The 24991-nt window shown below is 60.0% G+C and carries 25 protein-coding genes; 14 read left to right on the plus strand and 11 right to left on the minus strand.

Annotated elements, in window-relative coordinates; translation table 11 throughout:
• Positions 1-22 precede the first annotated feature (22 nt).
• Positions 23-592 carry an antibiotic biosynthesis monooxygenase gene (locus tag ACRESH_RS16715; protein WP_431743022.1) on the minus strand — a complete coding sequence of 190 codons (570 nt, stop codon included), beginning with the start codon at positions 590-592 and terminating at the stop codon, positions 23-25.
• A gap of 224 nt (positions 593-816) precedes the next feature.
• On the opposite strand from ACRESH_RS16715, the gene ACRESH_RS16720 reads away from it, so the two are divergent.
• Complete coding sequence (locus ACRESH_RS16720) at positions 817-1767, plus strand: MerR family transcriptional regulator (protein ID WP_431743023.1); 951 nt, start codon at positions 817-819, stop codon at positions 1765-1767.
• Here the strand turns inward: ACRESH_RS16720 and ACRESH_RS16725 are convergent.
• From ACRESH_RS16725 to ACRESH_RS16750, 6 genes are all read right to left on the minus strand, one after another.
• Complete coding sequence (locus tag ACRESH_RS16725; protein ID WP_431743024.1) at positions 1752-2369, minus strand: hypothetical protein; 618 nt, start codon at positions 2367-2369, stop codon at positions 1752-1754. The two genes, ACRESH_RS16720 and ACRESH_RS16725, sit on opposite strands and share 16 nt — an antisense overlap.
• A gap of 268 nt (positions 2370-2637) precedes the next feature.
• Positions 2638-2901, minus strand: a complete 264-nt coding sequence (locus ACRESH_RS16730; RefSeq protein ID WP_431743025.1) for a PAAR domain-containing protein — start codon at positions 2899-2901, stop codon at positions 2638-2640.
• Between the two features lie 9 nt (positions 2902-2910).
• Positions 2911-3984: an SEL1-like repeat protein gene (locus ACRESH_RS16735; protein WP_431743026.1), complete on the minus strand. Its 1074-nt coding sequence runs from the start codon at positions 3982-3984 to the stop codon at positions 2911-2913.
• A gap of 93 nt (positions 3985-4077) precedes the next feature.
• On the minus strand, positions 4078-5367 hold the full coding sequence (locus ACRESH_RS16740; RefSeq protein ID WP_431743027.1) for an SEL1-like repeat protein: 1290 nt from the start codon (positions 5365-5367) through the stop codon (positions 4078-4080).
• Complete coding sequence (locus ACRESH_RS16745) at positions 5367-7259, minus strand: phospholipase (protein ID WP_431743028.1); 1893 nt, start codon at positions 7257-7259, stop codon at positions 5367-5369. Before ACRESH_RS16745 ends, ACRESH_RS16740 begins: the two co-directional genes overlap by 1 nt.
• Positions 7256-9967: a type VI secretion system Vgr family protein gene (locus ACRESH_RS16750; RefSeq protein WP_431743029.1), complete on the minus strand. Its 2712-nt coding sequence runs from the start codon at positions 9965-9967 to the stop codon at positions 7256-7258. The genes ACRESH_RS16745 and ACRESH_RS16750 overlap by 4 nt, the downstream gene beginning before the upstream one ends.
• 235 nt (positions 9968-10202) lie before the next feature.
• On the opposite strand from ACRESH_RS16750, the gene ACRESH_RS16755 reads away from it, so the two are divergent.
• Positions 10203-10658: a flavodoxin gene (locus tag ACRESH_RS16755; protein WP_038614638.1), complete on the plus strand. Its 456-nt coding sequence runs from the start codon at positions 10203-10205 to the stop codon at positions 10656-10658.
• Here the strand turns inward: ACRESH_RS16755 and ACRESH_RS16760 are convergent, their stop codons facing one another.
• Positions 10659-11546 (minus strand): LysR substrate-binding domain-containing protein, encoded by an 888-nt coding sequence (locus tag ACRESH_RS16760; protein WP_431743030.1) that lies wholly within the window; start codon positions 11544-11546, stop codon positions 10659-10661.
• A gap of 96 nt (positions 11547-11642) precedes the next feature.
• On the opposite strand from ACRESH_RS16760, the gene ACRESH_RS16765 reads away from it, so the two are divergent.
• From ACRESH_RS16765 to ACRESH_RS16795, 7 genes are all read left to right on the plus strand, one after another.
• On the plus strand, positions 11643-12029 hold the full coding sequence (locus ACRESH_RS16765) for a CidA/LrgA family protein (protein WP_431743031.1): 387 nt from the start codon (positions 11643-11645) through the stop codon (positions 12027-12029).
• Positions 12019-12705, plus strand: coding sequence for an LrgB family protein (locus ACRESH_RS16770; protein ID WP_431743032.1), 687 nt, complete (start codon positions 12019-12021; stop codon positions 12703-12705). The genes ACRESH_RS16765 and ACRESH_RS16770 overlap by 11 nt, the downstream gene beginning before the upstream one ends.
• A 186-nt stretch (positions 12706-12891) precedes the next feature.
• A complete protein-coding gene (locus ACRESH_RS16775; protein ID WP_431743033.1) occupies positions 12892-13797 on the plus strand; it encodes an alpha/beta fold hydrolase in 906 nt (301 codons plus the stop codon).
• Positions 13798-13926: 129 nt separating this feature from the next.
• On the plus strand, positions 13927-14841 hold the full coding sequence (locus ACRESH_RS16780) for an SDR family oxidoreductase (protein WP_431743034.1): 915 nt from the start codon (positions 13927-13929) through the stop codon (positions 14839-14841).
• 75 nt (positions 14842-14916) lie between these two features.
• Positions 14917-15267, plus strand: coding sequence for a hypothetical protein (locus tag ACRESH_RS16785; RefSeq protein WP_431743035.1), 351 nt, complete (start codon positions 14917-14919; stop codon positions 15265-15267).
• A 338-nt stretch (positions 15268-15605) separates the two neighbouring features.
• Positions 15606-15986: a hypothetical protein gene (locus tag ACRESH_RS16790; RefSeq protein ID WP_431743036.1), complete on the plus strand. Its 381-nt coding sequence runs from the start codon at positions 15606-15608 to the stop codon at positions 15984-15986.
• A 636-nt stretch (positions 15987-16622) separates the two neighbouring features.
• Positions 16623-17135, plus strand: a complete 513-nt coding sequence (locus ACRESH_RS16795; RefSeq protein ID WP_431743037.1) for a hypothetical protein — start codon at positions 16623-16625, stop codon at positions 17133-17135.
• 244 nt (positions 17136-17379) lie between these two features.
• On the opposite strand, the gene ACRESH_RS16800 is transcribed toward ACRESH_RS16795, so the two are convergent.
• A complete protein-coding gene (locus ACRESH_RS16800; protein ID WP_431743038.1) occupies positions 17380-18165 on the minus strand; it encodes an IclR family transcriptional regulator in 786 nt (261 codons plus the stop codon).
• Positions 18166-18338: 173 nt separating this feature from the next.
• Here ACRESH_RS16800 and hmgA point away from each other — a divergent pair, with 173 nt between their 5' ends.
• Genes hmgA through maiA form a run of 3 tightly spaced genes read left to right on the plus strand, consistent with a single transcriptional unit; the run spans position 18339 to position 21575 of the window.
• The gene (gene hmgA, locus ACRESH_RS16805; protein ID WP_431743039.1) at positions 18339-19640 is read left to right on the plus strand and encodes a homogentisate 1,2-dioxygenase; all 1302 of its coding nucleotides are present in this window, start codon (positions 18339-18341) and stop codon (positions 19638-19640) included.
• Positions 19641-19643: 3 nt separating this feature from the next.
• Positions 19644-20936: a fumarylacetoacetase gene (gene fahA, locus ACRESH_RS16810; protein ID WP_431743040.1), complete on the plus strand. Its 1293-nt coding sequence runs from the start codon at positions 19644-19646 to the stop codon at positions 20934-20936.
• Positions 20937-20948: 12 nt separating this feature from the next.
• Positions 20949-21575, plus strand: a complete 627-nt coding sequence (gene maiA / locus ACRESH_RS16815; RefSeq protein ID WP_431743041.1) for a maleylacetoacetate isomerase — start codon at positions 20949-20951, stop codon at positions 21573-21575.
• Positions 21576-21589: 14 nt separating this feature from the next.
• Here the strand turns inward: maiA and ACRESH_RS16820 are convergent, their stop codons facing one another.
• Positions 21590-22396: a SirB1 family protein gene (locus tag ACRESH_RS16820; protein WP_431743042.1), complete on the minus strand. Its 807-nt coding sequence runs from the start codon at positions 22394-22396 to the stop codon at positions 21590-21592.
• Between the two features lie 125 nt (positions 22397-22521).
• Here ACRESH_RS16820 and ACRESH_RS16825 point away from each other — a divergent pair, with 125 nt between their 5' ends.
• A complete protein-coding gene (locus tag ACRESH_RS16825) occupies positions 22522-23541 on the plus strand; it encodes a Leu/Phe/Val dehydrogenase (protein ID WP_431743043.1) in 1020 nt (339 codons plus the stop codon).
• Between the two features lie 6 nt (positions 23542-23547).
• On the opposite strand, the gene ACRESH_RS16830 is transcribed toward ACRESH_RS16825, so the two are convergent.
• Positions 23548-23811, minus strand: a complete 264-nt coding sequence (locus tag ACRESH_RS16830) for a YebG family protein (protein WP_157194130.1) — start codon at positions 23809-23811, stop codon at positions 23548-23550.
• 237 nt (positions 23812-24048) lie between these two features.
• On the opposite strand from ACRESH_RS16830, the gene ACRESH_RS16835 reads away from it, so the two are divergent.
• A complete protein-coding gene (locus ACRESH_RS16835) occupies positions 24049-24555 on the plus strand; it encodes a disulfide bond formation protein B (protein ID WP_431743044.1) in 507 nt (168 codons plus the stop codon).
• The last annotated feature ends 436 nt before the right edge of the window (positions 24556-24991 follow it).

Consider the following 24991-nt stretch of genomic DNA (forward strand, 5'->3'; position numbering starts at 1 on the left):
GATAACCCCCAGCATACCCGAACTAGGCAGGCTTGCGCGCACCCTGCGGCCCGGAGCGGGACGCTGGGGTATTAAGCCAATTGGCCAGCAAACGGGTCGACAACGGAATAAAGAAATACACCATCAGCGGTGTCAGCCCCAGCGTGCTGAGCAGCATCCGTGGCACCAGGTCCAGGGCACTCAGCCAGTGGCCGAACAGCAGGTTGAACAACAGAGAGACCGGGAAGAACGCCAGCCAAATTGCCACGGCTTGTTTCCAGCGCGGCGGACGCTGCACCGTGTTGCTGCCGAACCAGCCGTCCAGGCCACTGGCCCGCAGCTCTTGTGGTTGTTCGAACAGGCCGTTGCCGCGGGCCAACCAGGCCTTGCGCGAGGCCGAGTGCTCCCAGGCCTGCATGGTCTGCTCGTTGGTGAAACGGAAGATGATCTGAAACTCGTCACCCTGCGGGGGTGGCGCAAGGACGCCGGAGCCCAGGTAACCGGTAAAGTCGGTGGCCAGTTGTTCGCCTTCGTGCAGCCAGCTCATCAGGTCCTGATAGCGGCCTTCGGCGACACGGCGCGTCACCATCAAGGTAACGGGAGGGGTAGACATTGTGTATCTCCTGGCAACTGGGCATGGCGGGTGGCCGGCCCATGAAATGCGTCCGGGGTGGTGGACGGCATCTGGCTGCATGCAAAAAGCGGGCACGGATTATTCCTGAAATAACCTGACCCGTCAGTGCTGAGACGTTGCCAGTCGAAAGAAATGCCAATAGTCGCTCTCTACCGCCAGGGGTAGAATGTGCGCTGGCCCTCCAGAATCATGGTTTTCCGGCAATGCTTGAACCTGCCCAGCCTTCGTTGAATCCTGGCGACCTCAATCATGAGGAGCTGTTCCCCATTCGCGAAGTCTCCCGTCTGACAGGCATCAACCCGGTCACCTTGCGGGCTTGGGAGCGCCGATATGGGCTGATCCAGCCCACACGCACCGAAAGTGGGCACCGTCTCTATTCACAAGCGGATATCGCCGAAGTACGCAACATCCTCGGTTGGATCGAGCGTGGTGTGGCGGTCAGCAAGGTCGGCAAGATTCTCGCTCGCAGCCAGAGTCTCAAACCGCAAACTGAACCTGTCCGCAACCAGGCTTGCGAGGGCGACTTCAAGCAATGGCAGTTGCACCTGCGCCAAGCTGTGAGCGCATTCGATGAGCGGCACCTGGCGCAGGTCTACGGCCAGGTGTTCAGCAGTTATCCACTGGTTGTAGTCTTCCAGGACATCTTTTTGCCGGTCTGGCAGGCGTTGCGCAGCACCCAGGAAGCCTTCGGCCACCTCAGCGAATGGCTGTTTCTCGATGGTTTTCTGCGCGGGCGAGTGCTGCAGCGCTTGCAACTGTCCGCTGACCAACAACAAGTCAGGGTGGTGCTGGCTGCGATTCCCGGGCATTGCCGGGAGCTTGAGTTGCTGGTGACGGCGCTGTTGCTGGGCTCCAGTGAAGTTGGCGTGACGGTATTGGGGCAGGGGCAGCCTGTGGAAGAGCTGAGTCTGGTCTGTGAGCGCATGGCGCCCCATGCCCTGGTGCTGTTCTCGAATCATCCACCGGCGCACGACCTGCGCAAGCGTTTAGGCCGTTTGGCCTTGGCCCTGGAGTGTCCGTTGCTGCTGGCCGGGGAGGCTGCGGACCTGGCCCAGGACAGTCTGGTCGGTTCGCAAGTGGCGTGTCTGGGCAGTGAAGGGCGGCTGATGCAGCGTCGCTTGCAGCAGTTTCTGGCCGGTCACCTGGATAGCTGAGGATGCAACTGCGGATGAGCCAGGCGGTGGGCCTGGAGGATGTACTCGCGTAGCCGTTCGATCTCTGGTTGCCGGCTCTCACTCAGGTTGTAGGCGGCCAGGCTCTGGCCGGTACGCCGTTGCAGGATGCCGTGCAAGGCGATCGGGGCGCAGTTGTCAGGGGTGAACCAGAGGTCGAAGGTGCTCGGCGGCTCGGGCTGGTCACGAACTTCCAGCAGCACCCCCTTGAACGAGATTTCCCGCACCCACAGGCCGGTACTCAGGCCCAGCTCATCTTCCAGTGCCACCGGCGTATCCAGAGTCAGGCGCCATGGGCGCACCATCGGGCCTTCTTCATAGATGTGCGGCGCGCCCAATTGCAGCTGCAGGGAGTGGAACTCGTCTTCGACCAGATGCAGAGGAAAGGTCATCTGGTGGTTGTCGAACTGCGCCTGCAAGGTGACCTGCTCCTGGGCAATCAGCCGGGTCAACAGATCCTTGATCTCGCTGCCGCCATTGACCATCAGACGCGACATCGACTCAGCCGAAGAGGGTTGGGATGCGTGCTGCATGGTCCTGATGAAGTCCAACTCGTCCTGAGTCAGAAGGGCATCTGCTTGCATGGTCGAACTCGAAAGTGTCAGTCGTGAATGCATTTCTTCACCGTCATGGACAGCCAAACGGTAGTTTTGTTTTTACCGTTCGTCGCCTTCCTGTTCGGCGAGCCCGATGCCGTCGTTGGAGGCATCGATCATGCGTTGTAGCAGTTTGGCGTTGATCATTGGTCAGGCTCACAAGGTCTGAGCAGTGGTGCGGCAAGTGATTCTAGATGATTGGTTCGGGGCTCACATCTTAAGATTTGGATCCAGCGCCAATCACTACCCGGCATGTTTAGCTCGCAGTCACTGCGGGCAACGATGAAATCAGCGCACAGCCACAGGCGCAGCGATGGCCGTTGAGTGCGATAGGTACGCCACGGTCCCTGAAGGTAGGGTGGCCTTCAACGATGACTGTCGGACCATGACCGGGAACAGGGCAACCGACGGGATCACCGACACGCGCTACGCCGATGCCTCTGGCCTTCATGGTGGTGGAGCCCGAAAGCACAGTGCCTCCACTGGTGGTTTTGTCGCCGATACGAATGACGCCTCTCATTAATTATCCTTACGGGTCCAAGTTGCTGAGTGCCAACTTGTCGAAGTGGGGGGAATCCGGCAATGGCCGCCCGGTGGCGGGATCGAGTTGCCTGGCTTTGGCCAGTTTCCGGATCAGCGCTTCGCTGGGTTTGGGCGGTGGGACATTGGCGAGGCGTTCTTCCAGCCACTGGAGCTTGCCATCCCAGGCTGGCAGTTTGGCCGGGGGTAACGGGACGATTTTGTTGATCTCTGGGACTTTGGGGGAGGCGTAGGAATAGTTTGCGAGCACTCGCCAGATCTTTTCATAGCGTTCGGCGCGTTCTAGGTCTTCTTGCTGGCCGAGGTAGAGCAGTTCATCGGATGGAGACGTGTCACGGAATGCTTCTTCCAAGCGTCCTGCAGCACTTTCATTCCCTGCGGCAACACCCATCTGCAAGACTTCAAGGGCTTCAATGTAATTTTTCTCATTTTTAAGAGCGATCGACAAAATCTCGGCTGCTTTGCCCTGTCCCTGTTCGGCGGCGCAACGGCGCATTTGCCGGGCAACAGCTGGGGCTATGTCGCTCGGTGCAAGTTTGTCAGCCACATAATATTGCGCCTCGGCATTACCCTGATTGGCCGCCTTGCGGTAATAGCGCAACGCCATTTGCGGGTCTTGCTTCAACCCCGCTGCGCCCTGCTGCAAGAAAATAGCGATGAAGTAATAGCCTGTCGCTACATTCGCCTTGATTAGTTGCTGGCTGAGGCGAAGATACTCCGCACCGCGAAGTCTGAAATGGCGGCGTATTGCGCCATTCTGCAGGTTGATATTGGCTTTGTAATGACCATGCTCAGTGGCGATGCGATATAGCCGTTCGATTTCTGCATCGACACTTTTGTCCTCTTTAAGCTGATTGTTTTTCTGTAGCCAGCGCGCGTACTGGAACAGGACGTCGGCCTCTGGCGGCGACTCCGGAATCGTTTCGTGCACACAAGTAAAGGCCAGCTTGGCGTTGATCTCTGTGAGCGGATTCAATGGATGTTCCTTTTTTGAATCGGTCACGGCATTGCCAGGTTTACAAGCGCTCAGCAACATAATGGTCAGCAGTAGGCATCGCCGCATCAACTGAGCTCCTTTATGACCCAACGAGTACACGGCGTGCTTTGTCTGGAATGGATGCACGGTGCCGCATCCACTAATCGGAGACGCCTATAATTACGCTTCACCGAGCATTACCCATTTGACTTTCTCTTCACCGACGGTGGTTCGGTCGGGCAGAGGCCAAAGGCGCGAATGGTTGCGGCGAACAACCAGCGTAGGCAGTATCTCGCCCTGTTTGAAGCGGCGGGTTTCGCCCAGGCTCACGCGCCCGAGGTGACGGAAATAGCCAGTTGCTTCCCAGTAACCACTGTGTGGACAGGGTTGACCACTGTCACAGGTGGGCGCGGGATAAGCGACCTTGATGAAAGCGGGAGACTCCGGCATTGGTCGGCCGGTGGCGGAATCGAGTTGCTTGGCTTTGGCCAGTTCGCGGATCAACGCTTCGCTGGGTTTGGGCGGCGGGACATTGGCGAGGCGTTCTTCCAGCCATTGGAGCTTGCCGTCCCAGGCTGGCAGTTTGGCTGGAGGCAATGGGACGATTTCGTTGATCTCTGGGACTTTGGGATAAGCGTAAGAGTAGTCTGCTAGCACGTTCCAGATTTTTTCATAGCGTTTTGCGCGTTCTAAGTCTTCCTGCTGGCCGAGGTAGTACATTTCATCGGATGGAGGAGGGTTGCTAAAGGCTTCTTTCAATCGGCCGGCAGCGCTTTCATACCCTGCGGCAGCGCCCATCTGTAATACCTCAAGGGCTTCGCTGTATTTTTTTTCATCCTGAAGATAGATCGACAAAATAGTTGCAGCTCTACCTTGGCCCTGTTCGGCGGCGCACCGGCGCATTTGCCGGGAAACAGCTGGGGCAATGTCATCTGGTGCAAGTTTGTCAGCCAGATAATATTGCGCTTCGGCATTACCATGATCGGCTGCCTTTCGATAATAACGCAGTGCCATTTGCGGGTCTTGCTTTAACCCAGCTGCGCCCTGCTGCAAAAAAATAGCGATAAAGTAATAGCCTGTCGCTACATTCGCCTCTATTAAATTCTGGCTGAGACGAAGATACTCCGCACCGCGGAGCCTGAAATGGCCACGTATTGCGCCATTTTGCAAGTTGATATTAGACTTGTAATGATCATGTTCAGCGGCAATACGATATAGTCGCTCAATTTGCGCATCGATACTTTTATCCTGCTTGAGCTGGTTATTTTTTTGCAGCCAGCGTGCGTGCTGGAACAATATATCGGCATCGGAAGGCGACTCCGGAATGGTCTCGTGTGCACAGGTAAACGTCAGCTTGGCTTTGATCTCCGTTAGCGGATTCAATGGGTTTTCCTTCTTCGAATAGGTAGAGGTATCGCTAGGACCACAAGCGGTCAGCAGCAAGATTGTCAGCAGTAGAAACAGCCGCATCAGTCGAAGTCCGTCAGGGTGGATTTGTCGTAATAAAATTCGATGAGCGGGGCGTAAGGTGTATCTTTGATGCCTTGCAATTTTTTGTTCCTATCGATGATGTCTTGCCAAGCGTTGAATGCTTGCTTAGGGGCATCCTGCCCCCCCTTCCCACCGGTATGTAAATCCCACAACTCCCGCCGCAACGCCTGGGTCTCACTCATCCACTCATGAGCGATATTCAGCTCGCTATCGACCTGCATGCTGCGGGTGTTGATATTGGCCGAGCCGTGGGTGGTGAACACGTCGTTGACGATCATCAACTTGGAATGGATGTACACCGGCATCCAGGCTTTCCCCGGCGGGGAGTCGGGGGCGACCAGCGAACACACGTGAATTTTCAGGCCAGGGCGCGGTTCTGGCGGGACAGGGCTTTCCTGGATTTCCCTGATCTGGTCTCTGAGCACGGCTTGCCGCCATTCGTTATCAAACTGCTGGGTTTCCCTGGCCTTGCTGCTCATATCGCCGCCTCCCAAGGCGTCGGTTACGCTGGTCAGCATGAGCAATGCCTGTTTTTCAAGCAGATCAGCGACACTTGGCGTTTCGGCGGCGGCCTGGGCCTTCGCCTGTTCGATGCGCTGTAACTTGGTGACCTCGGGAATGGTGTCGGCGCGTCCGAGGCTTTCAAGCATGCGCTGGGTGCTCACCGAGCCTGCGCCCATGCCCTCATCCGTGGCATTGGTGATCACGAACAGGTGCAAGGCGCCATGCAGCCCCGGGTCGCGCCCCTCACGGGTCTGGTCGGCCGCTGCTTTTTTGATCGCCTCGGCCAAGGGCGGCCAGCGGAAATACTGGTTTTCGATGTAAATGAACTGGGTCGCGTTGTTAACGGCTTTGAGGTAGAGCTGCTCGATATCGCGCTTGCCTTCCTGGGCCTGGGTGCGCAGCAGTTGCGCCAGTTGTCGGGTCGCGCCAGGGGGGCATTGCAGTTGTGGCCCCAGGTGTTTGGCCTGGCGCGATGCGAGCAGGTCTTCAGCGGTTTCCTTGCGCCAGGCGGTGGCGAAGTTATGGTGCAGGTGCTCCAGGATCGGCCCGCTGACCTGGCAGGAAATATCCTGACGTGGCGTATCGCCACGGGGGCCGCGATTGGGCGCGGGCTTGGTGTCTTTTGAGCGATTCAGCGCTGAGTGGCGATCGGTGTCCCAGTATTCGTCGAGCATGTTGTGGCCCATGACAAATCCGACCGCGCGCTCTGGCAGTTCGTAGTCGACCAGCACGGTCTTCTGATGGTGCGTCACGGTGCTGGTCAAAGCGACCTGGGTGATGGCACTGAGGTGTGGGTCAAGGCTTTTGTATTTCACCTGATAGGCAATTTCGGCCCTTTCGTAGAAGCTGAAGCCGCGACTGACGAACACCGGAATACTGCGCTCGGCACGGAGCGCAGCGGCCATGTCGTCAGGTGCGCTGCAGGTGGCAAACCACTGGCGGTCATAGGCGTACTGGTCCTCGGTGGACGGTTGCAGCGCCCGATCCTGAATGCGAAACGGGCCTTTACCGGGCAGGTTGGCCTCGCCACCCGCGCCAGCGCTGTTGAACGGAAACTCCCAGCCGAGGATGCGCACCTCGACACCTTCCCGGGCCTTGCGCATCAGCAGTTCGCCAATGCAAGGGGCACTACCGTCCCTGATGAAGTACATCGAGGGCTGAAAGCCCCAGCAGATGATATCGATGGACTTTGTGGCTTGAGCGATTGCCAGGTGTACCGCCTTGAAGGCTGCTTCGCCATTGATCAAGGGCTGATAGGTGGCTGCCACGGGGTGGTATTCGGTGTTCTGCACGTACCAGGGCGAGGTGCAGGACGCCTGTTGGGTATGCTGGAGTGCAATCGGCACGACGATTTCAGGCTGAGTCATTGCACTTCCTCCTGGCGGGTTGCTGGTTTTTCGAGTGTCGCTGTGTACAGGGCGCGGTGGTCGGTATGCGAATCGGGCTGGCTTACCTCGATGTCGGTTTTTGAGGGGTGGTTATGCAAACCGCCATTGGCCAGGTGCGCCTGCTCGGCATTGCGGTAGTCGCTGGGGATCGGAATCTGGTAAGTCACACCGTTGGCCATTTCCAGCCGGTAAGCGGTGGTGATGACCTGGTGCTCGATCTGCAACTGCCCACTGCCATCCAGCACGCCTTTTTGTAGCGGGACCGCACCGGCATACAGTGTGTAAGGCATGCCCACCCAGGCCGCTTGCGGCGCATTGGGCGCCTGAGGAATGTGCAGGCGAAGATGCTGTACGGACGCCAGTTTCGGATAATCCGGGTGAGAGGCCTGCATGTTCGCCGGCCCTTGATTGTCGTAATACGCCGACTTGACGATGTAATCGCCGGTTGTACCCGACTCGATGCCACTGGGGCTCAAGGTGATGTAGCTGCCGCCGACATTAAGGGTAATTTTCTGTTTGGCGGTGATATGGATCTCGTCATCAGTGCTGACGATGTCCAGCCCTTGGCGGGCCAATAGCTCCATACGGTCGTTTTGCGCCTGCAGCTTGACCGCGCCCTGGTTGGCGATCAGCTTGATGCCGAGCTTGCGCACGAACAGGCTCAGCCCTTCGCCGACGCCAATGAACAAGCGCTTGACCACACTGATGTCGGCGTTGGCGCCGGCGTTGAGCATCAGGTTGCGCTGGGCGGCCAGTTGCAGGTGATTGCCACTGGTGAGGGCAATCCCTTGCGGAGCGCTAAGCAGCAGTACGGAGGTTTTCAACTGCTCCAGGTCTTGCCTGAGCAGTTGCAGTTGCGCCTGCACATCAGCCGGGTCGGCCTGGGCCGTTTCGGCATCGCTGGAAAGCCTTTTCATCTCATCGCCAGCCTGCTCAAGACGGGCCACAGCCTCTTGCATGGCCAGCACTTCGCCTTGGGCTTTGGGCTGTTGATCGGCACTGATGAGCAAGCCCTTGCCTGCACGCAACGCCCCCCAGTCATCGGTACGCAGCTCAAAACCCTCACCACGCTTGCGCCGCTCGGCGCCAACCAGATGGCCCAGATTCAGCTGGCTCTTGCCGCCGTAGTCGGTACTGAGCTTGATGTGCTCTTCACCCCGGGTGTCGTCCAGGCGCAGTTTGTTGTTGGCCGGGGTGCGCAGCACGTTGCGTTTGTAGTTGCGCAGGTTGACGTGGTCGGGGTGGCGGTTGTCGTGCAGGGCGTGGGCGATGTACGGGCGGTCCGGGTCGCCCTGCTCGAACGCCACCGCCACTTCGGTGCCGGCCAGCAGCGGCAGGTGCAGGCCGTGAGTGTCGCCGGCATAGGGCCGCGCCAGACGCAGCCACATGCTTTCCGCACCGGGTTTCCACGGGTCGCGGTCGAACAGGAAGCTGACCTTGTAGCGGCCTTCGATATCGATATGGCCGTAGGGGTCGTTTTCCCGCGTGCTGGTGACCCGCGCCGGCAAGGTGCCGGCGATCTGCGGCTTGGCCCGCAACGCCGGGCGAAAGCACACTCGTTCGGCGTAGGGGATGGCCTCGAAGCTGGCCTGGTAACTGCTGTCGCGGCCGGCGCGAACGTTCAGGTGGGTGAGCACCGCGCCGGGGGCGAAGGCGTGTGGCGCGTTGCCGTCGATTTTCAGCACCTGGCCGGGCGCCAGGGTCGGACTGCTGCTCACCCCGCTGAGTCTGGTCTGCGCGTTCAGGTAGCGTTCATGGCGCAGGCGCGCATAGAAGTAGCCGCTTTCGCTGAGCAGGTCTTCGTCCTGGTCGAGGGCGTCGCCGAGCACGGTGTAGGGTTCGGCGTAGTGGTAGGCCTCGCCGTAGGTGGTGCGCGCGCCACGGGTCTGGTCGACCTCGGCATCCAGGTAGGCATGGGCGTCGCGGTGGTGGTAGGCGCGGATGTTGATGTGCTTTTCCACCACCTGGTGGCGGGTCTGCAACTGCCACACGCTGTCCTGGCCGCTGCTGCTCAGGCCCGATTGCGGGCGGTAGGCCAGGGTCACGCCGAACTGGTAGCGGCGCTGGTCGTCGTGAAACTCGACGACCTCGATCTTCAGGCGTTCATCGCTGGTGAAGCGGTACCAGATGCCGACTTCGGCCAGCAGGCGGCTGATGAAGGCCAGGTCGCTTTCGTCGTACTGCATGACCTGGGCGCGCTTGGGGTACTCGCGCAGCAGGTTGAAGTAGAAGTCCTGGCCTTCGAAATCGTGGCGGCTGCGCAGGATGCCGTCGACGATCTCCGGCACCGACTGGTGCTGGTACAGGCGCGTCTGCTTGCCACGGGCGAGCAAGGCCAGGCGCGGTTCCAGGGGGACTTCGTAACGGGCTTCGTCGTTGGAGCCGGACAGGCGCTGAAAGCCGCTGATCACGCCGAACAGGGTGCGCAGGGCTTTGGCTTCGGGCTCGTCGGGGAACCTGAACAGCAGCGGTTGCGGCGCGGCGTACAGGCTGAAGCTGGCGTGTTTGCCGAGCAGTTGTTCAGCGCTGAGGTCACGCTCGCTGGAGGTGAATTCGATGTGGTATTCGAACGGCTGGCTGAGGTACTCGTCGCCGTGGAAGGCGAGGATGTCGAGCCCGGCATCGATGCCGCGCACCTTGAGCTTGTGCCGGCTGTGGTCGAAGAACGTGCGTAATTCATTGAGCATGTTCGAGCCTCCCTGGTCTGTTTGTGGCGTACAGGGGGCTTGGCTTCCTCCCTAGTTAGCGCGCGGGGAAGCCTTTCACGGTGCTGGAGGGGGCGATATAGGATCGGTCTGAATAAGTTGCGGGAAAATTCTGAGGCTTATGGGTAAGTGGCTTGGCATCGCCAGCTCAACTGCATGTTTTGAGATTTGCCTGCAGAACCTAGTATCCTACTGTTCTACTCACTCGGAATCCATTATGAAAGTCGCCATCCTTTCCGGTTCGGTCTACGGTACGGCCGAAGAAGTCGCACGGCATGCCGAATCGCTGCTCAAGGCCGCAGGATTCGAGGCCTGGCACGCTGCCCGCGCCACCTTGCAAGACCTCCAGGGCTTTGCCCCCGAGGCCTTCCTGGCGGTGACTTCGACCACTGGCATGGGCGAGCTGCCCGATAACCTGATCCCACTGTTCAGCGAAATTCGTGACGTGCTGCCCGCCGCCTGGCGTGGTCTGCCCGGTGCCGTGATCGGCCTGGGCGACTCCAGCTACGGCGACACTTTCTGTGGCGGCGGTGAGCAGATGCGTGAATTGTTCGCCGAACTGGGCATCAATGAAGTGCAGCCGATGCTGCGTCTGGATGCCAGCGAAACCGTCACCCCGGAAACCGACGCCGAGCCTTGGCTGGCTGAGCTGATCGGCAAGCTGCGCGGCTGATCATTCTGCCTGCGGTTGCTCGCGTAGCAATTGCAGCCAGGCCTGGGCGGCCCGCGACAGATAAGCGCCCTGACGCCAGATGAAGGCGATGTCCCAGCGCAGATCGGTCGGCTCGCTCAGGGTCAGGCGCACCACACCGGGGCGCTCCAGACCGCGGGCCACTACGCGGGGCAGCAGGACAACCCCTTGGCCTGCGGCGACCAGGGCGGCGAGAAAGTCGGCCTGGCCGCTACGTCCACCTTCCCTGGGGGTAAACCCTAACTGCTGGCAAGCGCTGAGCAGTCGATCATTGAGCACAAAGCTGCGCTGATAGAGCAGAAACGGCGTATCGGCCAACTGCGCCAGGCTGACCTGGCCGGCCCCGGCCAGGGGGTGATCGATTGGCAGCAATGCATCGAGTGCTTCATTGCAGAACGGCTGGAAAGCGAACGCCGGATCGTTCGGCGTCAGGCTACCACCCAGCTCCAGTTCGCCGCTCAATACCGCCTGCTCGACACTGCGGCTGCCGCCTTCAAGCAAGTGAATGGTGATGTTCGGATAACGCTGACGGTACTCGGCAAACAGTCGGGCAAAAAGCGCGTCGCTACCTAGCAACGGCAGGCCGAGGCGCAGTTCGCCGCGACCCAGCAGGCTGAGGTCATCGAGTTCGTTCTGCAGCTCTTGGCGCAGGCGCAGCATTGCTTCGCCACGTTCCAGGACAATCTTGCCGGCGGCCGTCAGGTGCAACTGCGAGCCTTGACGCTCAAGCAGGGGAACGCCCAGGCCCTGTTCCAGCTGGGCCACCTGTTTGCTTACCGCCGATTGGCTGATGTGTAAGGTGTGGGAGGCTTGGGTGAAGCCACCGCGGTGGATCACTTCAATGAAGCTGCGCAGCTGTTTGAATTCCATCATTGAAATTCCATTTCAGAATGGATGCTAGTCTAACAATTCGTTTTTAGCGTGGCGAAGGGGCTCTTAAAATAGAGCCTTGAAGAGGTCCCCGCGATGAAACCCGCATCAGTCAAACGCTTCCTGCGCCTGCTCGCCGAGCTGGCGGTGTTCCTTGTGCTTTATGTTTTAGGCGGCCAGTTGGCGGCCTGGCTGGGCTGGCCGATACCGGGCGGAGTCATGGGCCTGGCGCTGTTGTTGCTGGCGTTCGCCCTGGGCTGGCTGAAACCGGCTGCCTTGCAGTTGGGTGCCGGTTTGCTGATGGCTGAAATGCTGCTGTTCTTTATTCCTGCACTGATGAGCCTGCTCGACTACGCCAGCCTGCTGCGCGATGAGGGCTGGCGGATCCTGCTGGTGATCGGCGTCAGTACCTTGATGGTCATGGTGCTGACGGCGCTGACCGTGGAGTGGGTGTGCCGCTGGAGGATGCGCCATGACGCTTGAGCCCATGCCGCTGTTCTGGCTGGCCCTGACCCTGCTGGCCTACCTGGGCAGCCGCTGGTTGTACCGGCGAACCGGTCGTTACCTGCTGTCGCCACTGATCCTGGTGCCGCTGGTGCTGCTGGCGGTTGCCATTCCCCTGAACACCGCTTATGCCGAGTACTCGCGCGATACCCATTGGTTGATGTCGGTACTGGGGCCGGTGACGGTAGCCTTTGCCGTACCGATCTGGCAGCAGCGTGCATTGCTGGCACGCCACTGGCCAGCATTGACCTTGGGCATGCTGGTGGGCAGCACCGTATCCATTTCCAGCTCCTGGGGCCTGGCGCATCTATTGTCGCTGGATAACGCGGTGAGTCTGTCGCTGTTGCCCCGTTCGATCACCACACCTTTTGCCATGCCACTGGCCCGGGATCTGGGTGGGATACCGGAGCTGACAGCGGTTTTCGTGATGTTTACCGGAGTATTGGGGGCCATGTTCGGCGGGGTGCTGCTCAGGTTCCTGCCGTTGCGCACGCCCTTGGCCCGTGGTGCGCTGTTCGGCGTCGGCGCCCATGGTGCCGGGGTCAGCCGGGCCCATGAAGTGGGCGGCGAGGAGGGCTCTGTTGCGGGCCTGGTGATGGTCCTGACCGGTCTGCTCAACTTGTTGGCGGCGCCGCTGCTGACATTGATAGTGTGACGGAGCACGCGATTTTGCTGACTGACTCACAAGGTCAATAAGCTGGCTGCCAATGCAACTCACCTTTGCCAGCGTGCTGACTAGACTGCTGCACAGTAGAGCACACGAATGTGCCGAGGTGATTGCAATGATCGCAACTGATGCCTTGCTCAACACGACGTTCTTCTATTCACCGGGGCTACGCTGATGCCTCTGGCCGAGATTCCATTGTGTGTCTGGCGTACCCGGGGCCTGAATTTTTCGTTCCGCGGCCAGACCATACGATACTGGACGGCAGGGCAAGGTGAGCCGCTGCTGCTTATCCACGGATTTCCCACTGCGAGCTGGGATTGGCACTACCTGTGGGCACCACTGGCCCAGCGATTCCGCGTGATTGCCTGTGACATGCTCGGTTTTGGCGACTCGTCCAAGCCCGTGCATCACGATTACAGCCTGCTCGAGCAGGCTGATCTGCAGCAGGCTTTGCTCGAACACCTGAAGGTTGATCAGCCGGTGCACCTGCTCGCCCATGACTATGGCGACAGCGTCTCCCAGGAGCTGCTGGCGCGGCACCATGCAGGGCAGGTGAGTATCGCCAGCTGTGTGTTTCTCAACGGCGGCTTGTTTCCTGAGCGCCATCGATCGTTGCTGATCCAGAAGCTGCTGCTCGGTCGACTGGGCTGGCTAGTGGCGCGTTCGTTCGGGCGCGACGACCTGGTGCGTCATGTCACTCAGATCTATGGCCCTTGCACACATCCCAGCGAAAGCGCGCTTGATGACTATTGGAGCCTGATTGCGTCGAACTGCGGCACGCGGATCCTGCACAAGCTGGTCACCTATGTGCCCGAGCGTGCGGTCCACCGCGAACGTTGGGTCGCTGCCCTGCAGAATGAGGGCGTGCCCTTGCGCTTTATCAATGGCGCGGTCGATCCGGTGTCTGGTGGACACATGCTTGAGCGTTACCTGGAACTGGTACCAAATCCCGATACCGTGCTGCTGCAAGGCATCGGTCACTACCCCCACATCGAAGCACCGGTACAGGTGCTGCGCCACTATCTGGCTTTTCGCGAGCAGCCACTGGAGCATGTACCGCAGAAGGTGGCCTGGTCCTGAAGGGCCAGGCCGGTAGTATCATCTTCTGGCCTTATCGCCTGCCATTCACCCTGTGCCCGCTTGATTGTGTGCTGGCCGGTGCTGGCCGACACTCGGGCATTCCTTGCTGATTTCACTGGAGTGTTGAACATGAACGATTCGCTGCGGCTGGACGATAAAGTGGTGGTTGTTACCGGCGCTGGCGGTGGCTTGGGCCGGGCCCATGCCTTGCTGTTTGCCCAGCACGGTGCGCGGGTTGTGGTCAACGATCTGGGCGGTTCGAGCCATGGTGAAGGCGCCAACGTCTCTGCGGCTGACCGGGTAGTGGCGCAGATTCGTGAAGCGGGCGGTACGGCGGTGGCCAGCTATGATTCGGTGGCCGACGGGCAACGTATTGTCGAACAGGCGCTGGATACCTTTGGCCGGGTCGATGTGCTGATCAACAATGCCGGCATCCTGCGCGACAAGACTTTCCACAAGATGGAATACAGCGACTGGGAGCAGGTCTATCAGGTGCATGTCGAAGGCGCTTACAAGGTGACCCGTGCCGCCTGGCCGTATCTGCGTGAGCAGAACTGGGGGCGGGTGATTTTCACCGCCTCGACCTCGGGCATCTATGGCAACTTCGGCCAGGCCAACTATGGCATGGCCAAACTCGGACTGTATGGCTTGACCCAGACCCTGGCCATTGAAGGACGCAAACACAACATTCTGGTCAACGCCATCGCACCCACCGGTGGCACACGCATGACCGAAGGGTTGATTCCGCCCCAGATTTTCGAACAGCTCAAGCCGGAACTGGTCAGCCCGCTGGTGGTTTACCTGGGCAGCGAGCAGTGCCAGGACAGCGGTGGCCTATATGAAGTGGGCGGCGGCTGGGTTGGTAAAGTGCGTTGGGAGCGTAGTCTTGGCGTGGGCTTCAACCCGCATCAGGGGTTTAGCCCAGAGGATGTCGCGGCCAACTGGCAGGCTATTGGCGACTTTGCTGACGCCGTGCACCCGAGCGACAGCCTGGAGGCGTTGCAGCAGATGATGGCCAATCTGCAAAAGTTCGCGCAGAACTGAAGACTGCCTGAGATTGTGGTCGCCGGAGGTTCCTGCCTATGCTGGGCGGCCACGACCGATGCAGGAGTACAAAGTATGTACGAGTCCAGAACCGAAGCGGTCATTTCGTCCCGCCAATTCCGCTTTCGATTGCTACGCCATGGCCTGGCGGCTTGCCTGCTGCTGATTGCTTCGATCCTCTTCGGCGTGCTGGGGCACCTGTATTTCGAACCGCACATTCCCTTACACGACGCGATCTTCAACGCCACCTTGCTGCTGGGTGGCGTAGGGCCGGTGATCTTGCCCGAGAGCATTGGCGGCAAGCTGTTCTTTGCCGGTTACGGCTTGTATGTCGGGTTGGTGTTTGTTGCCAGTATCGGTCTGATTCTGGCCCCCATCGCTCATCGACTGTTGCATCGGTTTCACTTTGACGAAGCTGATGATTGATTGGCAGGGGGGCAAGCCCGCTCCCAGCACCTAGTCTCGCAGGTGGCAATTTACAAGAGTGGTGTGGGACTTTTCTCTATCGTTATGCGCTGAGTTCTTGCCTGTAAATGCCGTGCTCGGCCTGGAACGTTAACGGAATACCGATTGCCGTTGACGGTGTGCAGATCAACTTCGGCTGCCCGCCCGGCAGAAACCGGCTGATAGCGCCCCTGGGCGGCAGGGAGTCTCCAGTTGCGCGCACCACCCGCGGTTTTTCCGAGCCAAGCCCTCAGGCCATCAACGCGTCTTCGTCGAAGTCCACGTCCAGCGCCGCTTCCTCAGCTCGCTCGATGCGGACCATGTCCGCCGCGCCGGGCACTCTGGAACCTGGCTTTTATGTGGTGCCACGCAGCATGTCCGGCCAGCAGGTGCTGGCCCAGCTCGGCGGTGAAAGCCGCTATCTGACCGCCCGACTGCACCGGCTCAATCCCACCTTTGCCCAGGGCTTCAAGGCGGGTGAACTGTTCGTCATCGGCGATCCTGAAAACGGCACGGCCTGTACGCAGGAGGAGGCCCAGTTGATGGCTGCTGCCGCCCAAGTGCGTGAGGCTCTGGCACCGCTCAACGAGGACGAGGCCAATTTCATGGTCCGTTACCAAGGTGAGATTGCCGGGTTGCTCAGTGGTGCGAGCCTGTCGATGGGGGTTGGCAAGGACATGCTCGACCAGGGGTTACGCTAGGTCGAAGGCGGCTTGCGGGCGTTTGAGCAACTGCAGCAACGCATGTTCAGCACTTATGGGCACCTGAAGAGCCCGGAGTTCTTCGCCTCACGCCAGCAGTTGTACCGCCAGCTGGATGCCCAGTTGAAGAGCGCGTTCCTCAACAAGCAGTTGAATCTGGGCAGCTACGACAGCTTGCGCCGTGACCTGGGTATTTCCACCAAGAGCCTGGTGCACCACTGGAGCCGAGCCGGTGCGCCTGGTGAGATTCCGGGTTATGCCACGCATCTGGAGCAGGTGTCGAAGACGGCGAAGTACCTTAAGTACGGAGGGTATGTGGGTATCGCTTTGGGTGGGGGAGTATCTGCTCTAACGGTCCAGGAAGTGTGCCGGGCGGAAGAGACGGGGGCGTGTAAAAAGATTCGATTTACTTCAGGCAGAAAGCTTCTCCGGAGGGTTAGGTGGTGGTGCTGTTGGTGCTTTGATGGGACAAGCTGCCGCTGGTGTTGTCTGTGGCGCAGTGGTGGCATTCTCAGGCGGAATTGCTACACCAGTGTGCGCCATTGTACTGGTCGGAGCCGGGTCGCTAGTTGGCGGCGCTGGAGGCACTAAAGGTGGTGAGCTCATGGGTGATGTGCTTTACAACTGGATAGAGCAATGACTGCCAACGTTCACTTCTGGCATCCCGGTATACAGTTTGCGTTCTTGCTTTGCCCTTTTGTGATCGGTTTGTCAGGTGTGGCCATTAACTACTACGTCGCCTGTAGTCGCCACTTTCAGATCATGTTCGCAGCGCTGCCAAATAGCGCCTGGCCTCAGGAGCAGCTCTACAAAGGAGGAGTTATCTTGCTGATATCACGTCTTAACATGATCGCTGGTATCAGCGGTTTCATGCTGTTTCCACAGTACAGCGTTCGAAAAGGGCTAGTGGATGCTGATGATGTACATAACTTCCCCCGCCTACCTTCGGCGTTGGTTGGTTACTTCCTTGTGGCTCGCAATAATTGGAGGAGTTTGGCTGCTCTTGGGGCTGGGCTTGATCAAGCTGTTCCCAAAAGCCTGAAGCGAGGGCGACGTATCGTTGTACGAGCTCCCGTTAATAGAGAACGGGCAAGGCTGGAATCAGCCATAAAAAAGGCCGCTGCACTGCAGTGGCCAAGTAAGACGTAGATCAAGGAGCTTCAAAATCAACGTCGGTGAATCTGTTGCCTGGAGGCGCGGTGTATACGCCTGAAATTCCCAGGCCAGACGGGCTGCCAGCGATGGCGCGGTCCAGCTGAAAACAGAATAAGCCGCTGACTCAGAAGGAAAAATAGTCAATTGAGACATTCACTGTTGCACGGCTGGCAACAGTGCAGCGCTGTTCACACTAGCGCAGGATCTTGTGAATGAGTGTGAGCCTTTGTAAGCAGATTCAAGGGGTTTCTTCGTAGCCCATGCGCCAGCTGATCATCTTCGCCGCTGCCAGCAATTGCTGCGCTGCCGGGCCTTGTTCGTCGGCATGGAAGATCGAAGTCGGACCGACCACAGTCAATACGGCGGCAATCTGGCCAACGGCATTGAGCACGGGTGCCGAGAGCGCATCTACACCGGGCATCAACAAACCATGGACATGGTGCAGGCCACGCTGACGGATAGTGGCAAACAGCGCTTCATATTCGCTGGCGCTGTGACCCAGGGTGGCCAGCTCCTGGTCGCGCAGCTCGACAGTCTCGCGCTCCGGCAGGTAGGCGCCGAACACTAGCCCGGTCGATGAGCTGAGCAGTGGCAGCACTGAGCCGATCTGGGTCACGACGGTCACTGCGCGGACTGCTGGCTCGATGTTGACCACGGTTGCCCCCTGGTTACCCCACACGGCAATGAAGCAGCTTTCGTTGAGTGCGTCGCGCAACTGCGACAGCGGCATGGCCGCGACTTTCAGCACATCCATCCCGCCCAAGGCGGCGAGGCCCACGCGCAAGGCTTCACGCCCCAGGCCATAGTGGTTGGTGGCCGGGTTCTGTTCGGCAAATCCGCTGGCAATCAGCGCCTGCAGGTAACGGTGGACCTTGCTCGCCGGCATGTCCACATGCTCGGCCAGGCGCGACAGTGAGGTCGAGGGCGACAGTTGGGCCAGGGCCTTGAGGATGTCGGTGCCGACTTCGGCCGAGCGGACCTTTTGTTTGCCGGCGCTGTCGGCGGGGGAGCTGGCTTTGGCCATGGTGCATTCGATCCGGGTAGTCCAGGTGGGCGTCTTTATAGCTTGACGGTCTTCGTCAATCAAATTACGTTATGCGTAATGTAATTACGATAAAAATAACGCAGAAGTGTTGCTGCCGTGAACGGCGCGCAGCCAACTGCCATCAACCGGCCTGCAGTGGGCCAGGAGGCTCGATGAACCTCGATAGCACCCCCGTCCTCGACTACTTGAGCGGTTTCGGCAACGAATTCGCCAGCGAAGCCTTGCCCGGCGCCCTGCCGGTGGGGCAGAACTCGCCGCAAAAGGCGCCTTACGGCCTGTATGCCGAGTTGTTCTCCGGCACCGCCTTCACCATGACCCGCAGCGAGATGCGCCGCACCTGGCTGTATCGCATCCGTCCGTCTGCGCTGCATCCGCGTTTCGAGCGCCTGGAGCGGCAACTGGCCGGTGGCCCGCTGGGCGCGGTGACGCCAAATCGCTTGCGCTGGAGCCCACAGGAGGTTCCGAGTGAGCCGACCGACTTCATTGATGGCTGGGTCGCCATGGCAGCCAACGCTGCCAGCGAGAAACCGGCCGGTATCAGCATCTACACCTACTGCGCGAACCGCTCCATGGAGCGGGTGTTCTTCAACGCCGACGGTGAGCTGCTGCTGGTGCCGGAACTGGGCCGCCTGCGTCTGGTCACCGAATTGGGCGTGCTGGTGCTCGAACCGCTGGAAATCGCCGTGCTGCCGCGCGGCTTGAAGTTCCGTGTCGAGTTGCTCGACAGCCAGGCCCGCGGCTACATCGCCGAAAACCATGGCGCACCCCTGCGTATTCCGGATCTGGGCCCAATCGGCAGCAACGGCTTGGCCAACCCGCGCGACTTCCTCGCACCGGTGGCGCATTATGAGGATCATCAGGGTCCGGTACCGCTGGTGCAAAAATTCCTCGGTGAGCTGTGGGGCTGTGAGCTCAATCATTCGCCGCTGGACGTGGTCGCCTGGCACGGCAACAACGTGCCGTACAAATATGATCTGCGCCGCTTCAACACCATCGGTACGGTCAGCTTCGACCACCCGGACCCGTCGATTTTCACTGTGCTCACTTCACCGACCAGTGTGCCGGGCATGGCTAACCTCGACTTCGTGATCTTCCCGCCACGCTGGATGGTGGCCGAGAACACTTTCCGTCCACCGTGGTTCCACCGCAACCTGATGAACGAGTTCATGGGCCTGATCAAGGGCGAATACGATGCCAAGGCCGAAGGCTTCCTGCCCGGCGGTGCGTCCCTGCACAGTTGCATGAGCGCCCATGGCCCGGACGCGGAAACCTGCGCCAAGGCCATCGCCGTCGAACTTGCGCCAAGCAAGATCGACAACACTATGGCCTTCATGTTCGAGACCAGCCAGGTGCTGCGCCCGAGCCGCCATGCCCTTGAGTGCCCGCAGCTGCAGGCCGACTACGATAGTTGCTGGGCTTCATTGCCGAGCACCTTCACCCCGAATCGGAGATAACCCATGAATCAGTCCGCTATTGCCCGCAGTTGGGTCGAACACGCCAACGGTCATCGCGATTTTCCGCTGCAGAACCTGCCGCTGGGGATCTTCACTCACAAGGATCTGGGCAAACGCTGCGGTGTGGCCATTGGCGATGCGATTCTCGACCTTGAAGGCGGGCTGGCTGCTGGCCTGTTCGAGGGCCAGGCCCGTGCCGCCGTCGAGGCGACCCGTGGTGGCGCGCTGAACGCTTTCTTCGCCTTGGGTCGCGATGCCCGCGTGGCCTTGCGCGAGCGTCTGCTGGAACTGCTTGGCGAGCACAGCGAGCATCAGGCGGCGCTCAAGCCGCTGTTGCTTGCCAGCGGCGCGTGCCAGCTACATCTGCCAGCACAGATCGGTGACTACACCGACTTCTATGTGGGCATCGAGCACGCCAAGAATGTTGGTAAGTTGTTCCGTCCGGACAACCCGTTGCTGCCCAACTACAAATATGTGCCGATCGGTTACCACGGCCGCGCCTCGACCATTCGTCCGTCCGGCACCGATGTGCGCCGGCCCAAGGGCCAGACCCTGCCAGCCGGGCAGAGCGAGCCAAGCTTCGGCCCCTGTGCACGCCTGGACTACGAGCTGGAGCTGGGCATCTGGATTGGCCAGGGTAACGAGATGGGCGAGTCGATTCCGGTCGCCGAAGCGGCTGAGCACATCGCCGGCTTCTGTCTGCTCAATGACTGGTCTGCCCGTGACATCCAGGCCTGGGAATACCAGCCGCTGGGCCCGTTCCTGTCCAAGAGCTTTATCTCGACGGTTTCCCCCTGGGTGGTGACCGCCGAGGCCCTGGAGCCTTTCCGTTGTGCCCAGCCTGCGCGCCCTGAGGGCGATCCGCAGCCGTTGTCGTATCTGCTGGACAAGCGTGACCAGGCCGCAGGTGCTTTTGATATCGAACTGGAAGTGCTGCTGCTGACCGAGCGCATGCGCGAGCAGAATCTGCCGGCCCATCGTCTGACACTGAGCAATACTTCAAGCATGTACTGGACCGTCGCGCAAATGGTCGCTCACCACAGTGTCAACGGTTGCCAGCTGCAGCCGGGTGATTTGTTCGGCTCGGGCACGCTGTCCGGTGCCCAGCCTGGCCAATTCGGCAGCCTGCTGGAGATCACTCAGGGTGGCAAGGAGCCGGTGCAGCTGGCTTCGGGTGAGGTGCGCAAGTTCCTCGAGGACGGTGACGAGATCACCTTGCGTGCCCGTTGCGTGCGTGATGGCGTGGCATCGATCGGTTTCGGTGAATGCCGCGGCAAGATTGTTCCAGCCAAGTAAGAGGGCAGGGCCATGGATCTGTTCAACTACTTCCGTTCGACCTCGTCCTATCGGGTGAGGATTGCCCTGGCGCTCAAGCAACTTGAGTATCAGTACGTGCCTGTCAACTTGCTCAAGGGCGAACAAGGGCAGGCTGATTTCCTTGCACTCAATCCTCAGGGCCGGGTGCCAGCCCTGAAGATCGATTCCGGTGAACTGCTGGTGCAGTCACCGGCGATCATCGAGTACCTGGAGGAGGTTTATCCGCAGCCGGCGCTGCTGCCCGAGGAACCTGTGCTGCGCGCCCAGGTTCGAGGCGTGGCGGCGCTGATCGGTTGCGATGTGCATCCGCTGCACAATGTCAGTGTGCTCAACCAGCTGCGCGGATTGGGCCATGACGAGGAGCAGGTCAATGCCTGGATCGCGCACTGGATCAGTCAGGGGCTGGCGGCGGTGGAGAAATTGATCGGTGATAGCGGCTATTGCTTTGGTGGAGAACCAGGGCTGGCAGATGTCTATCTGATTCCGCAGCTGTATGCCGCACAGCGCTTCAATATCAGCCTCGCCGACTACCCGCGCATCCGCCGCGTCGCGGCACTGGCCGAGGAGCACCCGGCGTTTGTCCAGGCTCACCCGGCGAGACAGCCCGACACGCCCTGAGTCTGTCAGGAGGGTTAGTGCACCGAGGGGGGCGGTTGATGCAGTTGCCCCAGACGCTCGGTCAGGCGCAGGCGCTGGATTGGATCGTCACTGAGCAACAACGCATGCTCCAGGTCGAAGCGTTCGGCCTGGGGGCAGTCCAGGTGCTGGTACAGGGTGGCGCGTGCCAGGTAGTCGCTGGCGGTGGCCGGGCCCAGTTGCAATACCCGTTCGGCGTCCTTGAGTGCTGCCAGGTCATCGTCATGGGTTGAATGCAACTGGCGCAGGTTGCGTGACAGGCGCTGGAGCATCTGCTTGGGGCTGGCGCTGAGCAGGTGATCCGCGTTGAGTTGCAGTTGCGGGCCGAACTGGCGGCCGAGCAGTTCGCGGCAATCGGCAGGGTAGAGCCTGCGGCCGCCGCATGGGTCGAGCAGGTGGTCGGCGCCGGGTACGCGCAAGAGAAAATGCCCGGGAAAGTTCACGCCTTCCAGCGGAATCGATAACCCGTGAGCCAGTTCCAGGGTCAGCAAGGCCAGGGCCAGCGGCTGGCCGCGGCGACGCTCAAGGACCTTGTCGAGCAGGGCCGCCTGGGGCCGCAACGGGTGATACTCATCTTGCAGGAATCCCAGGGCATTGAGCCTGCGCAACAACGGCTGGGCCAGCTCACTGAGCGGCAGCATCGGCAGGCCGGCGCTGACCTCCTGTTGCAGCGCTTTGACCTGGAGCATGATGAGCTGGGGCTGGACGCTGCTGTCGTGTTCGGCGGCAACCCATAGCGCGGCCTCCAGCAAGGCAACCGGATCATGTTCCAGGCAGGCGAGACAGGCTTGGCGTGGGGTCATGACAATCTCCGTTCAAGCTTCTTTTGTAGCGCTGGCCAGGCTTTTCGTCCAGTGGTCCGGGTGTTGTCATCAATCGGCAAAGTGCGGCCTATACTGGGATCAGCACCTCACTGAGGAGCCCGTTGATGTTCGCGCTGATGCAAAGCACTCGCACGCAATCGCTGCACCTGTGCATCGACCCACCAACCGGCCTGAAAGCGGTGGTCGCCATTCACAGCGAACACCTTGGGCCGGCCATGGGCGGCTGTCGTTACCTGGCCTATCCAGACGACGACAGCGCCATGATCGACGCCATACGCCTGGCCCAGGGCATGAGCTACAAGGCGGCGCTGGCTGGGTTGCCGCTGGGGGGGGGCAAGGCGGTGATCATTCGCAACCCTCACGTTGAGAATCGTGCGGCGTTGTTCGAAGCCTTTGGCCGCTTTGTCGAGACCCTGCAAGGCCGGTTCATCACCGCGATAGACAGCGGCACCTCGACCGTGGACATGGATTGCATTGCCCAGACCACCCAGCATGTCACCAGCACCACCGCAGCCGGCGATCCCGCGCCTCATGCTGCCATGGGGGTGTTCGCCGGCATTCGCGCCACCTCCATGGCCCGCCTGGGCAGTGACAACCTGGAAGGCTTGCGGGTGGCTGTACAGGGTCTGGGTAATGTCGGCTATGCGCTTGCCGAGCAACTGCATGCCGCCGGCGCCGAATTGCTGGTCAGCGACTATGACCCTGGAAGGGTGCAACTGGCCATCGAGCAGTTCAATGCACGTCCGGTAGCCCACGAGATGCTGATCAGCACGCCCTGCGACATCTTCGCGCCGTGCGGTATCGGGCCGGTGCTCAATGGCCAGAGTGTGATGCAACTGCGCTGTGCGGCAGTGGCGGGGGCGGCCAACAACCAGCTGACCACCTTGCAGGTGGCCGATCAACTGGAAAGCCGTGGGATACTCTATGCGCCTGACTACGTCATCAATGCCGGTGGCCTGATCTACGTGGCACTCAAGCACCGTGGCGAGCCACTGGGCACCATTACCGCCCACCTGGCGCGCATTCCCTCGCGCCTGACCGAAGTGTTTGCCCACGCTCAGGCAGAAAAGCGTTCACCTGCGCGAGTGGCGCAGATGCTTGCCGAACAGTTGATCTACAGCTGACGGGCGTTATTCGGCGGCAGTGTCTGCGAGCAGCTCGGACAAGGCGTCAGGCTGGCTCTTGAACGCCTTGGCAAACACGTCGCGGTTCTTGGCCATATAGATGCCGGCGTCCTCGACCTGTTGTTCGCTGAGCGACGGTACGGCTTTTTTCAGGACCTCGGCGAGCAGCTCGGCCAGTTCGAGCATCTTGTCGTGACGGTCAGCTTCGGCTTTATCCATGAACAAGCGCTCCAGATCGCGGCTGCTGCGGTATACCACTTCGACGGCCATTCATCACCTCACATGCCTTTTGAATATCGATGTGTTTGACACTGTTTATTTGTACAGTGTTAATGATAGGATAATCCACAGGACTAAGATAGTGGCAATTCAGTTTTCTGCTTCGCGGAGCCGGTCATGCCAGCTTGAACCCGTCTGGTGTGGCACTTTTACCGTTCTTGAAGGTCTTCTTGAGCGTGTAGAATTCCGCGCAGACAGTCGAGCCATTCAGTCAACGAAGGATATGCAATGAACGAGCAAACATCGCACCTGAACCGGGAGCGGCGCTTTCTGGTGCTGCTGGGGGTGATCTGCCTGGCCTTGATCGGCGGTGCCTTGTACATGCAGGTCGTGCTCGGTGAGGCACCTTGCCCACTGTGTATCCTGCAACGCTATGCGTTGCTGCTGATTGCCGTGTTTGCCTTCATTGGCGCCGCCATGCCCGGACGCCGCGGTCTGACCCTCCTCGAGGGCCTGGTGGTGCTCAGCGCCATTGGCGGCATCGCCGCGGCCGGTAACCATGTCTATATCCTGGCCAACCCTGCGGTCAGCTGTGGTATCGACACCCTGCAGCCTATTGTCGATGGCTTGCCGCTGGCGTCGGTGTTGCCACTGGTGTTCCAGGTCGACGGCTTCTGCTCCACTCCCTACCCGCCAGTGCTGGGGCTTTCGCTGGCGCAATGGGCGCTGCTGGCCTTTATCCTCACCGCTGTTCTGGTGCCCTTGGGCATCTACCGCAACCGTCGCAAGCCTTAGACAAAAGTCATGTGTTGATGCAAGTCTGTTGTGTAATGAAACTTTCTTTCGGTGTCGCACTTGGGTTGACTTGAATCAAGCCTAAAGCCTTGTATTACGAAGGCTTCAGGGGTATTGAACGGGGTGCGACAAACTGTCGCGAAACTGATTTTTCAGACTTGATTGTTGTCAATTCTGTAAAAGACTGTTGCTCAATTAGTCATAGTCATTGAATGACGACCTATCTACAATCGCCCCCAATTTCCGTTCGGCACCGCTTGCGAGTCGCAGGATTAAAGGAGCCCCAGGCTCTTTTTGCTGACTCAGACGAGCATCGCCTGCGGCGATGCCGGGCTGACCCCCCTCCGTGATTTCCCGCACCAAATGGAATTGGTCTGAACACAGGCCTGTTGCCTACGAAGTCAAAACAATAAACACCGTAATACCCGGTTTATGC

This window comes from Pseudomonas sp. (genome assembly GCF_050739775.1).
Lineage (GTDB): Bacteria > Pseudomonadota > Gammaproteobacteria > Pseudomonadales > Pseudomonadaceae > Aquipseudomonas.